This window comes from Polaribacter sp. KT 15 (assembly GCF_900143115.1).
In the GTDB taxonomy this organism is placed as follows: Bacteria; Bacteroidota; Bacteroidia; order Flavobacteriales; family Flavobacteriaceae; genus Polaribacter; species Polaribacter marinaquae.
In genome coordinates, this window is the sequence record NZ_LT670850.1 from 709,955 (window position 1) to 724,924 (window position 14,970).

The following is a 14,970-nucleotide window of genomic DNA, read 5'->3' on the forward strand; positions in this document are numbered from 1 at the left end:
TTACGTATTTAATTAATGTAAATGATTCTATGACAAAATCATTTCTGAATATGAAAGAATTGTTTTGTAACCTTTGTTTTTAAAATAAGCCGGTGTTTTTTCGTTTCCTGTAACTAATACAAAATCTCCACCCCAAGCTCCTAAACTTTTAATAGCACCAAAATAATCTGGAAATAATTTTTCTTTAACCGGTGTAAGTTTGATAATACTACTAATAATATTTTCGTGTTCTACTATTAAATTTTCGAAAGCTTGTAGATTTTTAGATTTAACAAACTCTTCAGAAATTTGAGAAATTCTTTTAATTTCTTTATCAAAATTTAAATTACTTTCTCTAAACTTTGCAATACCTTCTTTAGAATCTTGTTTCTGATTTAAATGCACAAAAAATAAATTTTCTTTAAATTCTGGATTGAATTCTATTTGCTCTACAACTGGCTTTTCGTCTTTAATTTTATAATAAATTGGCGTATTATTTTGAGCACAAGCAATATCATAACCACTTCCTTTAAAAGAATTCCATAGCAAATCAAAAGCATTTACATTTGCCCAACTTGCAATAGAATTAATTAAAGTAGACGATGTGCCTAAACCCCAATTTCTAGGAAAAGTAAGCATTGTTTTTACAACAAAACCATGTTCGACTTCTAAAAAATTTTGATTTAATTTCTTTGCTTCTCTTAAAATACCTAATAATGTTTCAGCAATAATATCTCCGCCACCCTCTTTTTCTGAATTAAATGTGCAATTAACCAATCGCATTTTTTTTAAATCAAAAACTGCTTCAAACCAGCATTCTCCTTTATCTGTAAAACTTCCCCAAATTAATTGTGGTTCTTTTATTTGATCGACAATTAAATCTTGCCCAAACTTAGTAGGTAACGCTAAAGATTTTGCGCCATCTAACACTAAATATTCACCTGTTAATAACAGTTTTCCGTTTGAGTAATAATTCATTAAACTAAATTAAATTGTTTAAAATGATGTGTAAAATGTTTTACATGAAACTTGCACCAATATTGGTAATCTAACTCTCCAAAAAATGGATGATTCTCTGTTGCATTTGTTTTAAAATGAGTTTCAAAATTCTTTATTTGCAATATCAAATCTTCGATAGAATCTTTTAAGGTAGAAAACTTTGCAGGAACTGGTTCTTCTGATAGCATCGAGGTTTTAAAACCAACTTGTAATTCGTTATCTGTGTCTAAAAAAGATTTTCTTCTAGATGATTTTTCTTCTTCAACAAAAAAATCTGCATCTATTTTGCCGTTAGAAACCTTTAATAACAACGCCAAATGTTCTACCATTTGTTGTCCATTCATTTTACCAAAAACGGCAGGAGTTTCTATTTCTAGACTGTTAAGTAAACCTCTTAAACTAGATTCATTTTTAAAATCTACCCAATTAATAGATTTTTTTTTTATTTCTTCGAACTTAGATACAACCGCAGCATGCGAAACTGTTTTTCCTTCGAAATAATTTGCAATAATCTCTTTTTCTTCTGCATTAGCACCTAATTGATTTAAGATATTTTGCAAATGCATTTTCATGTGACCGTGCTGAATTCCTTTTGTTGTAAGCGCTCTTAAAGCTGCGAAATTCTGAGCCAAACCAGCAGTTGCTATAATTTGCATTAATTCTTTTGCAGACGGTTTTTGCAACATCTCTAAAGATAATTTTGCTAACGGATGTAGTGCAGTTAAACCACCAACCGTACCAAGTGCTAAAGGTAAATCTATCCAAAATCTAAAAATTCCGTTGTCTATCGTACAATGAGATAAACTTGAATATTTTCCGTCTTTTGCAGCATACGCATGCACACCAGCTTCTACAGCTCTAAAATCGTTACCAGTAGCAATTACAACCGCATCAACTCCGTTCATAATTCCTTTATTATGCGTTACAGCTCTGTAAGGTTCTACTTCGGCAATTTTAACTGCTTGGTAAAATTTCTCTGCAAATTTCTGCGGATTTTCTACACCCAAATCTTCAATCTTACAACTTACCTCTGCTCTAACTAAACATTCTGGAACGTAATTAGATAAAATACTCATTACAATTTCAATTTCATCATTTCTAAATTTAGCAGCAATAGCTTCTAAACAAGAATTAATAAAATTAGCACCCATAGAATCTTTCGTTTCAAAAGTAATGTGTAATTGATAATAATTTTCTAACTGATCTGTTTTATCAATTAACTGTATGTCTAAAATTCCGCCACCACGTTTTTCCATATTTTTAGTTATGGATGCAGTTGCCGCATACAATTCGGTTTTATTTTTATTAAAATAAGAAGTTAAATCTTCTTTATTGCCAGCAAACATAAAATGTACTTGCCCAATTTTTGTAGTACCTAAAACGGTTGTTTTAAATCCGCCTTTTGTACTCCAGAACTTAGCTACCAAAGAAGCAGCAGCTACAACAGAACTCTCTTCTGTTACCATGGGCACAACATAATCTTTATCGTTTATAAGAAAATTTGGCGCAACACCCATTGGCAAATAAAAGTTAGAAATGGTATTCTCTATAAAATCGTCGTGCAACTGTTGTAGTTGTACATCAGAATTCCAATATTGTTTTATAATATCAACAACATTTAAATTATTATTAAAATAATTTTCTACAATCCAATTGATCTTTTCTTCTTTTGTTAATTTAGAAAAACCCTTTATTTTCTTACTCATTTTATATGCTATAAACTATCAGCAACAAATATAATTCAATCCGTTAAAACATTATGCAATATTCAAGTTTTCTCAATTTTTAAAACATTTTTTGCGGATTTTTACGTAAACTTGACAAACTTTTATTAAAACGATGTCTATAATGAAAAAAATCTTCATTTTAGCAACTATATCTCTACTTGTTAGTTGCAAAGAAAAAACCACAACATCAACTAATTACACAACAGGAAACAAAGAAATCACTTTAGAAGAAATCTGGAATGGCACTTTTTCGGCTAAAAGAATGAATGCTTTAAATTCTATGAATGGTGATTTTTATTCTTTACTAAATACTGATGATGAAGGAAATACAACTGTAGACAAATACAGTTATAAAACTTTAGAAAAAGTAGAAACAATAGTAAATAGCGCTAGTTTAAAGGATTTAAAAAGTTTTGATTCTTATAATTTTAATTCAGAAGAATCTTCTGTTATTTTAGGTACAGATTTTAAAAAAATCTACAGACGTTCTTTTACAGGTACATTTTACTACTATAATATTAATTCTAAAAAATTAACTTTAATTGGTAAAGATATTCAAGAGCCTACTTTTTCTCCGGATAGTAAAAAAATTGCTTACGCAAAAAATAACAATATTTATATTTTAAATCTTACCAACGGAAATAAAGTAACGCAAGTAACCAAAGATGGTAAATTTAACAATGTAATTAACGGAATTACAGATTGGGTTTACGAAGAAGAATTTGGTTTTGTTAGAGCTTTCGAATGGAGTAAAAACAGTAAATATTTAGCTTTTTTACGTTTTAATGAAAGCGATGTTCCTACTTTTTCTATGGATATGGTTGGTACAGCAAACTACCCAAATCAGCAAGTATTTAAATACCCAAAAGCAGGTGAAAAAAATGCAGAAGTAACTTTACACATGTATACGTTATCTTCTAAAAACACCAAAAAAATTGCTTTAGGTAATTATGAATACATCCCAAGAATAAAATGGTCTAATGATGCAAATGTATTGGTTGCAACAACTTTAAACCGTCATCAAAACAATTTAAAACTACATAAAGTAAATGCATTAAGAAGTAGTTCTAGTTTGTTATTAGACGAAACTGATAAGGCATATGTAGATATTACAGACAATCTTACTTTTTTGAATGATAACAGCTTTATTTGGACAAGTGAAAAAGACGGCTTTAACCATATTTATCATTATGATTTCTCTGGAAAATTAATCAATCAGATTACAAAAGGAGATTGGGAAGTAACAAATTATTACGGTTACAATGAATCTAAAAAAACAATTTATTATCAATCTGTAGAAAATGGTTCTACCAACAGAGGTGTTTATTCTATTGATTTAGATGGAAAAAATAAAAAACTTTTAAGTAATGAAAAAGGAACAAATTCTGCTTCTTTTAGCAAAAATCTAAACTACTTTATCAATACATTTTCTTCATCAGAAATTCCTCCAATTTATTCTTTATATACAGCAGAAGGAGAAATGCTAAAGGTTATCAAAGATAATTCAGAATTAAAAGAAGAATTATCTGAGTACAAAATGAGTCCGAAAGAATTTTCTACAATTTCTATTAATGGAAATGATTTAAATATGTGGATGATTAAGCCTGCAGATTTTGATGAAAATAAAAAATATCCTTTATTAATGTTTCAATATTCGGGTCCGGGGTCACAACAAGTTGCTAATAAATGGAATGCAAGTAACGATTATTGGCACAATATGTTAGCCCAAAAAGGGATGATTATTGTCTGCGTAGATGGAAGAGGAACAGGTTTTAAAGGAAGTGATTTTAAAAAATCTACGTATTTAAATTTAGTTAAATATGAAACTGAAGATCAAATTGCTGCAGCAAAAAAATTGGCAAACCGCTCTTATATCGATGAAAATAATATCGGTATTTGGGGTTGGTCTTTTGGCGGACATATGAGTACAAATTCACTTTTAAAAGGAAGTGATATCTTTACAACTGCAATTGCGGTTGCACCTGTAACTTCTTGGAGATTTTATGACACTGTTTATACAGAACGTTTTTTAAGAACACCACAAGAAAACCCTGCTGGTTATGATGATAATTCGCCTGTTAATTATCCAGAAAAATTAAAAGGAAATTACTTACTAGTTCATGGTACAGGAGACGATAATGTACATGTACAAAATAGTTACAGAATGATAAATTCTCTAATTGATGCCAATAAACAATTTGATATGTTTATTGTACCAGACAGAACACATGGCATTTACAAAGGAAAAAATACGCGTTTAAATTTATATACAAAAATGACAAATTTTGTAGAAACGCATTTAATTAATAAATCAAATTCAACAACAAAAATTAAAGGATAATTATGTTAGACAAAGGAGTTAGTACAGCTACTGAAGACCCACAAATGTTTGGTCACCCAAAAGGGTTATTTTACTTATTTTTTGCAGAATTATGGGAACGTTTTAGTTTCTACGGAATGAGAGCGTTACTTACGCTTTACATGGTAAACGAAATATTTAAAGCAATCGCAGAGAGAGATGCAGCTGCAGCAGTAGTTTATGCTTCTTACGGTTCTTTAGTATATGCATCAACAGTAATTGGTGGTCAAATTTCTGATAAAATATTAGGAATGCGAAGTTCTATTTTTTTAGGAGGAATTTTAATGACAATAGGTCATTTCGTGTTAGCTATAGAAAATGATATGGCGTTTTTCTTAGCACTTGCTTTTATTGTTGTTGGTAACGGTTTTTTTAAACCAAACATTTCAACCTTTGTAGGTGCTCTCTATAAAGATGGAGATGTACGTAAAGATTCTGGTTTTACCATTTTCTACATGGGAATTAACATTGGAGGAATGGTTGCTCCTTTCTTATGCGCTTGGTTAGCTGTTGAATATGGCTATCATTATGGTTTTGGTTTAGCTGGAATTGGTATGTTAACTGGTTTAATTTTCTTTTGGAGCGGAATTAAAAAGAATGTTTTTGGAGACAAAGGTTTACCGCCAAATGAAGAAGTGTACGAAAAGAAAGTTGTAGGTATACCTCAAAAAACTTTAATTCCAATTATTGCTTTTTTATCTGCACCTGCTATAGCTTGGTTATTAGCTTCATGGAAAGATAATTATGTAACAGGAATTTTTAAATTTATTGGTGTAGCAGTTTTAATCTATCTTGGTTATATTATTTTTAATTTAAAGACTAATGAAGCTAGAAAGAAATTAATAATGGCAGTATTAATTACTTTTTTTATGACTTTATTCTGGGGTTTTCATGAATTATCTGGAAGTGTAATTACACTTTTTGCATCAAGAAATGTTGATTTAGATGGTATAATGAGTGCAGGACAAACTAATGGTCTAAACTCTATGTTTATCATCATTTTAGCAATTCCTGTTTCTCTTTTATGGGGATATTTATCGAAAAGAAATTTAAACCCAAGAACACCCTATAAATTTGGATTAGGATTATTATTTGCAGGTTTAAGTTTTTACATTTTATCTATTAGTGGTTTAAGTGCTAACGAAAATGGAATGGTTCCTTTTTATTATTTGTTTGCAATGTATTTTATAATTTCTGTAGGTGAGTTGTTTATGTCTCCTGTAGGATTATCAAAAATTACAGATTTATCACCAAAAAACATTGTTTCTTTTATGATGGGAGTTTGGTTCTTGTCTTCTGCATTTGCATTTCAAATTGTAGGTTTTATTTCTGAAGAACTAGCTATAGAAAATGTTCCAGGTCAAGTTATTAATCCATTAGACACTCTAAGTGTATATACTGATGGCTTCCATTTAATTGCACTATATGCATTAGGAGCAGGAGCAGTAGTTCTATTGTTTTCTCCGTTAATGAAAAAATTAATGGGTAACGTACATTAATAAAAAAAATACTTTAAAAAAAACCTCATAAATTATGTTTATGAGGTTTTTTTATACCTAAAAGTTTATTTGTAAGTTTGGTATTATAATTGCGAATAATAAATCATGAGAAAATTAATCTTCTTTTTAACGTTAACATTAGCATCATTGTCTATGCACTCGCAAGACAAAATTAAATGGTTGTCTTTTGAAGAAGCCATTACATTAAATGCAAAAACACCTAAACCAATTTTAATTGACGTGTATACAGATTGGTGTGGTTTCTGTAAAAAAATGGATATTGAAACGTATTCTAACAAGACTATTATCAAAATAATTAATGATAATTTTTACGCAATTAAGCTAAACGGAGAAGAGAAAAAAGACATAACCTACAATGGTCATACGTTTAAGTTTCAAAAAAGTGGCAGAAGAGGATTTCATCAACTACCAGCTACTATAATGAACGGAAAACTATCGTATCCATCAACCATATTTCTATCCGAAGATGAAGAATTACTTCAAAATATACCTGGTTATCAACAAAAAGAAATGTTTGAAAAAATATTAGTTTATTTTTCTGCGGATAAATACAAAACTACCAATTGGAAAGATTTCGACAAAGACTTTAAAAGTAGCTTGTAATTTTAATCAGTTAAAATAAAAGCGCCTTTTTGACCTGTATAATGAAACGGAACGTTTAATTTTAAAGATACTTTTTCCCAAAACAACACGTCTTTTTTGTAATTTGAGCCATCAGCTATAACCAAACTTGGTTTTAGCATTTTCAACATTCTTTCTAAATTTATTTTTGGCGAATCTTGTAAAATCACAATAGGGTTAATTATTTTCTCTAATTGATACACTCCTAAACTATCAATTATTAAAATATCTTTTCCTTTAAAATTTACATAGTTTTTAAAATCACCTTTATTAATCTTCTCTATTTTTGCTAAAAGCATAAAAGGTTTAACAGCTTTAATATCATCTACAGAAACAGAATCTATATTATGCTGAATATTTAGTTGTTTTCCAATTTTATTTCCAACAACAGAAAATCTACTCTTATGAAAAACCATAAAAGCGTTCTGTTCCTTTACTTTTTTGTGCTCTAAAAAATAAATACCTTGACACAATACTATTGATACTAAAAAGATTACCAAGCGTTTTGAATTCTTCTTCAATAAAAAGAAAACAGCCGAAAAAATGATAAAATACAAGACTAACATTGTTTTAAATGAAATAGCAATTTCTTGCCATAAGAACTGCTCTTGACGAGAAATAAAGCGAACAAAACTATTCATTAAAGAAATTATTATTCCGTAAAAATCAGCTAAAAACTGTGGTAAAATATTTAAAATGGATAATATAATTATGACGATTCCTGCAACGAGAATAATCCCTAAAAAAGGAATGATTACTATATTGGAAAGCATAAACAAACCCGGAAATTGTTGAAAGTAATATATACTTATGGGTAAAATACCTACTTGGGCTGCAATTGAAACGGTTAGCAATTGCCATATTTTTTTATCTAAATAATATTTTGGAACATATAAAGAATCTAGTTTTGGTTGAACCCAAATTATTCCGAATACAGCTAGATAGCTCAACTGAAAACCAACATCAAATAAAAACATTGGCTTTACAAGCAATAAGAATAACATTGAGGTAATTAAAGAGAATTCTATCAGTGTTTTCTTTTGAAATGACTGCCCAATTGCTACAAAAGAAAACATAGTAACCGCCCTAACCACAGAAGCAGATAAACCTGCTATAAATGCAAACATCCATAAGAAAACAATAATACCTATTGCTTTGATATATTTACCGTTTTTAAACCTGTCTATTGGTCTTAATATAAAAGTTAGAATTAATAGTAAAATACCAACATGTAAACCAGAAACTGCTAAAATATGTATTGCGCCTGCATTTTGATAATCTGTTAATAAACCTTTAGAAATATCTTGTCTTTGACCTAATAAAAGCGCCTTAATTACAGCCAATTCATCATTACTAAAACTTCTTTTTTCTAAAGACGTAATAATATTATTCCGAATTTTTTCTGCAAAACGAGCCACCGAAGTTTCTACTAAATTCGATTTTTGGTATTGTTCTTTTTCTATAAATATTTGATGATAAATTCCTTGTTTTGCTAAATACGATTTATAATTAAATTGATACGGATTTAAGGGCGGAATTAACTCTTTAAAAATAGGTTTTACATACAACTGATCATCAATAGAAATTCTAAAATCTATAGTATCTTTTTGAACATTTAATAAAACCAATCCTCTAGTTTTATGCTGATTTAAACCTATAATTTCAGCAATATATTTTTGATAATAGTTTCCTGGTTTTAAAACCTTTGTAATTTTTAAAAGAACTTGCGCTTCCTCTTTATAAAAATTGCTGTAATGATTTTTATAATTTCTAGAATCGTTGAGAAACGTTACAGAAACACCTATAAGGAAATAGATTAAAAAAGAAGTTATTGTAGTTAACTGCTTTTTAATATTAAGGATGTTTAAAACAAGAAAAACACTAAATACAACAGATAATTTTAGAAAACCATATTGCCAAATTTCATAATAAAACTGCAAACAGATTCCTAAAATTAAAAACACCAAAAAGTGTAAAGGCACGTATTTAATTAACCTTTTCATAGCAACGTCAAGTTACTAAAAAAAAACTATAAGATTCTGTTTGTTTTAACATAGGCGTTTTTCCAATATTTTTGAGATAAATCAGAAACAATTACACCTCTAGATGTAGTAGCATGAATAAATTTAATTTTACCATTAGAAACAGCTACAATAAGTCCAACATGATTGATACCTCTCCCTTTTTTTGCAGTTTTAAAAAATAGCAAATCTCCTTTTTTGGCATTTTTTAAGGCAATTTTCCTTCCTCTTTTTGCCATATCTCTAGAAATTCTAGGCAATTGTACATTTTCGTCTAAGTAAGAAACATAAACAATACCAGAGCAATCCATACCTTTGGCAGTTGTACCGCCAAATCGATATTTAACACCTTTGTATTTTAAAGCATTGGCAACAACTCTATCTATTTTAGAAATTGGCTTATTTACTGATTTCTTTGCTGAATTACTTACATTTTTAGTTGACGAACAAGACGTAATTACAAAAGATAATAACAGTAATACAACATACCAATTTCTCATCTTCAAACTTTTTATTTTAATGAATTTACAATTGCCGTAGCTACGTTTTTAGATGCTCCTTTACCGCCTAATTTTTTTTCTAATTCAAAATAATTTAAAAACATTTGCTCTCTAGATGCTTCTTGTAAAGTAAGATCTAATTCCTTTTTTAAATTCTTCTTATTAAAGTTTTCTTGAATTAATTCTGTTACCACTTCTTTATCCATAATTAAATTTACCAAAGAAATAAATTTTAAAGTAATTATTCTTTTGGCTATTTGGTAAGAAATATAACCACCTTTATAACAAACAACTTGCGGAACTTTAAATAGTGCTGTTTCTAGAGTTGCTGTACCAGACGCAACCAATGCTGCATAAGAATTACTTAACAAATCGTAGGTTTTGTTATTGATAAACGCTACTTCTCTATCTTGTATTATTTGCTGATAAAAAGAAAAATCTTGACTTGGCGCACCTGCAATTACAAATTGATATTCAGAAAAATCTGACACCAAAGACAACATTACAGAAAGCATTTTTGTAATTTCTTGTTTTCTACTACCAGGTAATAAAGCAATAATTTTTTTATCAGATAAATTGTGTTCTTTACGAAAATCTCTTTCAGAAACTCGCTCTCTATTTGCAATTGCATCTATTAAAGGATGCCCAACAAACGTAACATCGTAATCGTATTTTTTGTAAAATTCTTTTTCGAACGGAAGTATTACAAATAATTGATCTACATCTCTTTTAATATCTTTAACTCTGCTTGCTCTACTTGCCCAAACTTGCGGAGAAATATAATAATTAGTTTTAAAACCTTTTTCTTTTGCCCATTTAGCAACTCGCAAATTAAAACCAGAATTGTCAATAAAAACAATTACATCCGGATTAAATTTTTCAATATCTTTTTTGCAATCTTTTATAAATCCTAAAACTTTAGAAAGGTTTTTTAGAACTTCAAAAAAACCCATAAAAGCTCTTTCTTTATAATGACTTACAAGAGTTCCGCCAACATTTTTCATTAAATCGCCTCCCCAAAAACGAATATCTGCAGCAGCATCTTTTTTCAACAGTTCTTTCATTAGGTTAGAACCGTGTAAATCTCCAGAAGCTTCACCAGCAATTATATAATATTTCATTTTAGAAAAACTTTAATAATAATGTTGTTAACGCAATAAGAATTGTTGCTAATAAAACACCTTTTGCCTTATGATCTTGTTTCTTTTTTATAAAAACAAAGAAGACAAATAAATTAGGTATTGCGGCTAAAGACAAAACTTTACCATATAACTTTCCTTCTTCAATCATTTTTAAGGTATCATCAAAACTAAATTTAGAAAAGTATTCTAAATACAAAAAAACACCACCAAAAGTGGCAAATAGGGCCACTAAAAATCCTATTAAAATATCTTTTTTTACAGTTCCCAAGAATTTAGTTTTTGAATCATATGATGTGCTGTCATATCAAATTGAACAGGAACTACAGAAACATATCCATTTTCTAACGCATAAACATCTGTGTCTTGCCCTTTATCTTTATTAACAAATTGCCCAGAAAGCCAATAGTATTCTTTACCAAAAGGACTTTTACGCTTGTCGAAATCTTCTTTCCAATAACCACTAGCCTGTCTACAAACTTTTACTCCTTTTATTTCTTCCTTTTTTAAATCAGGAATATTTACATTTAAAACCACACCTTCTGGTATTCCGTTTAAAAGAGCATTTAAAGTAATATTTTTTACAAATTCTTCTGATGGTTTAAAATCTGCATGCCATTTAAAATCTAACAAAGAAAAACCTATTGCCGGTACACCTTCTATTCCTGCTTCTATCGCTGCACTCATTGTTCCAGAATAAATTACATTTATAGAAGAGTTTGCGCCATGATTTATCCCAGAAACGCACAAATCTGGTTTTCTATTTAGAATTTCGCTAATTGCCATTTTTACACAATCTGCAGGCGTACCAGAACAAGTATATTCTAATTGAGGCCCTTCATCTATAGTAATTGGGTTACAAGTTAAAACATTATCAACAGTAATTGCATGTCCCATTCCGCTTTGCGGGCTATCTGGCGCAACCACAACTACATCACCAATTTTATTCATTATTTTTATCAATGCTCTAATACCAGGAGCAGTAATTCCGTCATCATTTGTAACTAAAATTAAAGGCTTTTCTTGCATAATTGTAAAATTTAAATACAAATGTAATTTATTTATAGGAGTTTCTTTTTAACAATTTGTAAAGAATCTAAGCGTTTACATTTGGTTAAATTTGTAACTAATAAATTTTAGTGCTAAAAGTAAAAATTAACATTAGCGTTAGTAACTTTAAATATTTGGCATTATTTTAGTAGTTTAGTAGCAGCACAACAGTAATTATACAAAACATCACACGACAGAAGGTTTATGAAGAAAGCATTTAGAATTAAAATATCGTTTCTAGCATTTTTAATGCTATTTAGTAGCTTACAAGCAAATACTAAGTTTAGTGAACCAGATCCAGAAAAAGATAAAATCTTAGTATATGTTTTAAAAAACATTTTAACAAGAGGTCATTTTGTAGTAAAAGACATGAATGACAATTTTTCTGAGCAAGTATTTAATAGTTTTATTGATGGTTTAGACCCAAATAAAAGATACTTTACTCAAAAAGACATTAAAAAATTCTCGAAATATAAATATGAAATTGACAATCAATTGTTAAAAGACGATGTTTCTTTTTACAACCTTGTTTACAGTAATTTTTTAGATAAGATTAAAAATGCTGAGTCTTATTACGCAGAATTATTAGAAAGTCCTTTCAACTTTAAAAAAGACGAAATTATAGATATCGATTATGATAACGTGCCTTTTGCTAAAAATGAAAACGAATTAATTGATTATTGGAGAAAACAATTAAAACTAAACGTTTTAAGTAGAATACAAGACAAATTAGATAAGCAAGAATCTCAAATAAAGAAAGATAAGAATTTTAAGAAAAAATCTTTTAAAACCTTAGAAAAAGAAGCAAGAGCAGAAGTTTCTAAAAACATGGACGAACTTTATTTAAGAATTGAAGAATTAGAACACGAAGACTGGTTTTCTACTTTTTTAAATAGTGTTGTGGGTGCATTCGATCCGCATACAACATATATGGCGCCAAGAATTAAAGAGCGTTTTGACCAAGATATGTCTGGTAAATTAGAAGGAATTGGTGCTAGATTACTAAAAAAAGGAATTTATACTGAAATTTTTGAATTAGTATCTGGTGGACCTGCTTGGAAACAAGGAGACTTAGAAGCGGGCGACATCATTTTAGAAGTTGCACAAGGTGATAAAGAACCAGTAGATATTGTTGGTATGCGATTAGACGATGCGATCAAATTTATAAAAGGTCCAAAAGGAACAGAAGTAAGGTTAACGGTAAAAAAGAAACTCGACGGTTCTACGAAAGTAATTTCGATTATTAGAGATGTTGTAGAATTAGAAGAAACATTTGTAAAATCTACGATTGTAGAAAAAGATGGAAAAAAATATGGTTTAATAGATTTACCGAGATTTTATATTGATTTTTCTGATGCAAATGCAAGAAACTCTGCAAAAGACATGGAAAAAGAAATTGAGCGTTTAAAAAGCGAAAATGTTTCTGGCTTGTTAATTGATTTAAGAAATAATGGTGGTGGATCTTTAAAAACAGCCATAGAAATTGCTGGTTTGTTTATAGAACAAGGACCTGTTGTACAAGTAAAATATAGAGGACAAGATCCAATCGTTAAAAATGATGTTGATCCTAAAATGCAGTGGGATGGTTCTGTGGTTGTTTTGGTAAACGAACTTTCTGCTTCTGCATCAGAAATTTTTGCAGCAGCAATGCAAGATTATGGAAGAGCTGTAATTATTGGCGGAAACCAAACCTATGGTAAAGGAACCGTACAAAGTGTAATTCCTATCAACAATTTTTATCCGAAGTACGAAAAAGATTTAGGAGCTATTAAAATGACAATTCAGAAATTTTATAGAGTTAACGGTGGTTCTACTCAAATAGAAGGTGTTTATTCTGATATTGCAATGCCAGATAGATATAGTTATATGAAATTTGGTGAAAGAGATTTAGACGGCGCACTTGTTTGGGATAAAGTACCACAAGCAAAATATACAAAAACAAATACTTACGAAAACTTTGCAGACGTTGTAAATAATAGTAAAAATAGAATTGCTTCTGATGCTAATTTTAAATTGATAAACGATTATGCAAAGTGGCTAAAAGAAAAGCAAGACGACACAACCTATTCTTTAAATTTAAAGCAATTTTCTAGAGAAAGTAAAGTAGTAGAAAATGCTTCTAAAAAATATGCAAACGTTTTTAAATACGAATCTAATCTTAGTTTTAAATCACCTAAATACGAATTACCTTTAATTAAAAAAGATAGTGTTTTAGCTAATAAAAGAAAAGCGTGGCATAAAAACTTATCAAAAGATATATATGTTTCTGAGGCTTTAAATGTTTTAAAAGATTTAAAAGTTAAAACTTCTTCAGAAATTGTAAAAAACTAAACATCAATAATTAACCTTAAATACCTGATAAATTAAGTTTATCAGGTATTTTTATATTATAAACATATGAGTTTTAAAGTAACTTTTAACACAAAGTGGTCTGACTTTGACCCAAACAGACACATGAGACATACAGCATATAACGATTATGCTGCAGAAGTTAGAGTACGCTATTTTGCGAAATACAATTTTTCTATCGAAGAGTTTACGAAGCATAATTTAGGTCCGATATTATTTACAGAAGAAACCTCTTTTAGAAAAGAAATTCATTTAGGAGAAAACATTACAGTAAACCTTAAGTTACAAGGTTTGTCTGAAAACAACGAACGTTGGAAAATAGTACACGAAGTTTTTAATGAACAAGGTAAATTATCTGCGATTATAAAAGTATATGGCGCTTGGATAGATTTAACTAAGAGAAAACTTAGAACTCCGCCAGAAGAAACAAAAGAAATGTTCGAGCACGCACAAAGAGCAGAAGATTTTGAAGTAATTTCTTTAACTAGATAATTCTTAAAACAAAAAAAAGCTGAAGTAAATTACTTCAGCTTTTTTTGTTTGTACAGGCGGAGAGACTCGAACTCTCACACCTCGCGGCACTAGATCCTAAGTCTAGCGTGTCTACCAATTCCACCACGCCTGCAACTTTTCCCGTTATTTCGGGATGCAAATATAAACAATAGTTCCAAACTACAAACTTGTTCATAATAATTTTTCTATTTTT

General features: G+C 29.4%; 12 protein-coding genes and 1 tRNA gene. 5 read left to right on the forward strand and 8 right to left on the reverse strand.

What is annotated here, in order from left to right; genetic code table 11:
* Nucleotides 1-27 precede the first annotated feature (27 nt).
* Both B5464_RS03295 and B5464_RS03300 read right to left on the reverse strand, forming a co-directional pair.
* The gene (locus B5464_RS03295) at nucleotides 28-957 is read right to left on the reverse strand and encodes a GYDIA family GHMP kinase (RefSeq protein WP_079737178.1); all 930 of its coding nucleotides are present in this window, start codon (nucleotides 955-957) and stop codon (nucleotides 28-30) included.
* Nucleotides 957-2,684: a hydroxymethylglutaryl-CoA reductase, degradative gene (locus B5464_RS03300; RefSeq protein ID WP_079737179.1), complete on the reverse strand. Its 1,728-nt coding sequence runs from the start codon at nucleotides 2,682-2,684 to the stop codon at nucleotides 957-959. The genes B5464_RS03295 and B5464_RS03300 overlap by 1 nt, the downstream gene beginning before the upstream one ends.
* Before the next feature lie 142 nt (nucleotides 2,685-2,826).
* Here B5464_RS03300 and B5464_RS03305 point away from each other — a divergent pair, with 142 nt between their 5' ends.
* The 3 genes from B5464_RS03305 (at nucleotide 2,827) to B5464_RS03315 (ending at nucleotide 7,187) form a co-directional block, all read left to right on the forward strand.
* Entirely contained in the window at nucleotides 2,827-5,046 is a 2,220-nt protein-coding gene (locus tag B5464_RS03305) for a S9 family peptidase (protein WP_172830852.1), read from the forward strand.
* A 2-nt stretch (nucleotides 5,047-5,048) separates the two neighbouring features.
* Complete coding sequence (locus B5464_RS03310) at nucleotides 5,049-6,563, forward strand: peptide MFS transporter (protein ID WP_079737181.1); 1,515 nt, start codon at nucleotides 5,049-5,051, stop codon at nucleotides 6,561-6,563.
* A 105-nt stretch (nucleotides 6,564-6,668) separates the two neighbouring features.
* On the forward strand, nucleotides 6,669-7,187 hold the full coding sequence (locus B5464_RS03315) for a DUF255 domain-containing protein (RefSeq protein WP_079737182.1): 519 nt from the start codon (nucleotides 6,669-6,671) through the stop codon (nucleotides 7,185-7,187).
* 2 nt (nucleotides 7,188-7,189) lie between these two features.
* Here the strand turns inward: B5464_RS03315 and B5464_RS03320 are convergent, their stop codons facing one another.
* The 5 genes from B5464_RS03320 to surE are packed head-to-tail and all read right to left on the reverse strand — an operon-like array spanning nucleotide 7,190 to nucleotide 11,894.
* A complete protein-coding gene (locus tag B5464_RS03320; RefSeq protein WP_079737183.1) occupies nucleotides 7,190-9,208 on the reverse strand; it encodes a ComEC/Rec2 family competence protein in 2,019 nt (672 codons plus the stop codon).
* Between the two features lie 26 nt (nucleotides 9,209-9,234).
* A complete protein-coding gene (locus tag B5464_RS03325; protein WP_079737184.1) occupies nucleotides 9,235-9,726 on the reverse strand; it encodes a C40 family peptidase in 492 nt (163 codons plus the stop codon).
* 11 nt (nucleotides 9,727-9,737) lie between these two features.
* Nucleotides 9,738-10,847, reverse strand: a complete 1,110-nt coding sequence (gene lpxB / locus B5464_RS03330) for a lipid-A-disaccharide synthase (protein ID WP_079737185.1) — start codon at nucleotides 10,845-10,847, stop codon at nucleotides 9,738-9,740.
* A gap of 1 nt (nucleotide 10,848) precedes the next feature.
* Nucleotides 10,849-11,136 (reverse strand): hypothetical protein, encoded by a 288-nt coding sequence (locus tag B5464_RS03335; protein ID WP_079737186.1) that lies wholly within the window; start codon nucleotides 11,134-11,136, stop codon nucleotides 10,849-10,851.
* Nucleotides 11,124-11,894, reverse strand: coding sequence for a 5'/3'-nucleotidase SurE (gene surE, locus B5464_RS03340; protein ID WP_077809985.1), 771 nt, complete (start codon nucleotides 11,892-11,894; stop codon nucleotides 11,124-11,126). The genes B5464_RS03335 and surE overlap by 13 nt, the downstream gene beginning before the upstream one ends.
* 225 nt (nucleotides 11,895-12,119) lie before the next feature.
* On the opposite strand from surE, the gene B5464_RS03345 reads away from it, so the two are divergent.
* Nucleotides 12,120-14,246 carry a carboxy terminal-processing peptidase gene (locus B5464_RS03345; RefSeq protein ID WP_079737187.1) on the forward strand — a complete coding sequence of 709 codons (2,127 nt, stop codon included), beginning with the start codon at nucleotides 12,120-12,122 and terminating at the stop codon, nucleotides 14,244-14,246.
* 66 nt (nucleotides 14,247-14,312) lie between these two features.
* Complete coding sequence (locus B5464_RS03350) at nucleotides 14,313-14,756, forward strand: thioesterase family protein (RefSeq protein ID WP_079737188.1); 444 nt, start codon at nucleotides 14,313-14,315, stop codon at nucleotides 14,754-14,756.
* A 51-nt stretch (nucleotides 14,757-14,807) separates the two neighbouring features.
* On the opposite strand, the gene B5464_RS03355 is transcribed toward B5464_RS03350, so the two are convergent.
* Nucleotides 14,808-14,889: transfer RNA gene (locus B5464_RS03355), tRNA-Leu, on the reverse strand.
* Nucleotides 14,890-14,970: the final 81 nt, after the last annotated feature.

Excerpts from the sequence above, each read along its gene's own strand:
- B5464_RS03295 (WP_079737178.1), bottom strand. The coding sequence starts at position 957 with ATGAATTATTACTCAAACGGAAAACTGTTATTAACAGGTGAATATTTA.
- B5464_RS03300 (WP_079737179.1), bottom strand. The coding sequence starts at position 2,684 with ATGAGTAAGAAAATAAAGGGTTTTTCTAAATTAACAAAAGAAGAAAAG.
- B5464_RS03305 (WP_172830852.1), top strand. The coding sequence starts at position 2,827 with ATGAAAAAAATCTTCATTTTAGCAACTATATCTCTACTTGTTAGTTGC.
- B5464_RS03310 (WP_079737181.1), top strand. The coding sequence starts at position 5,049 with ATGTTAGACAAAGGAGTTAGTACAGCTACTGAAGACCCACAAATGTTT.
- B5464_RS03315 (WP_079737182.1), top strand. The coding sequence starts at position 6,669 with ATGAGAAAATTAATCTTCTTTTTAACGTTAACATTAGCATCATTGTCT.
- B5464_RS03320 (WP_079737183.1), bottom strand. The coding sequence starts at position 9,208 with ATGAAAAGGTTAATTAAATACGTGCCTTTACACTTTTTGGTGTTTTTA.
- B5464_RS03325 (WP_079737184.1), bottom strand. The coding sequence starts at position 9,726 with ATGAGAAATTGGTATGTTGTATTACTGTTATTATCTTTTGTAATTACG.
- lpxB (WP_079737185.1), bottom strand. The coding sequence starts at position 10,847 with ATGAAATATTATATAATTGCTGGTGAAGCTTCTGGAGATTTACACGGT.
- surE (WP_077809985.1), bottom strand. The coding sequence starts at position 11,894 with ATGCAAGAAAAGCCTTTAATTTTAGTTACAAATGATGACGGAATTACT.
- B5464_RS03345 (WP_079737187.1), top strand. The coding sequence starts at position 12,120 with ATGAAGAAAGCATTTAGAATTAAAATATCGTTTCTAGCATTTTTAATG.
- B5464_RS03350 (WP_079737188.1), top strand. The coding sequence starts at position 14,313 with ATGAGTTTTAAAGTAACTTTTAACACAAAGTGGTCTGACTTTGACCCA.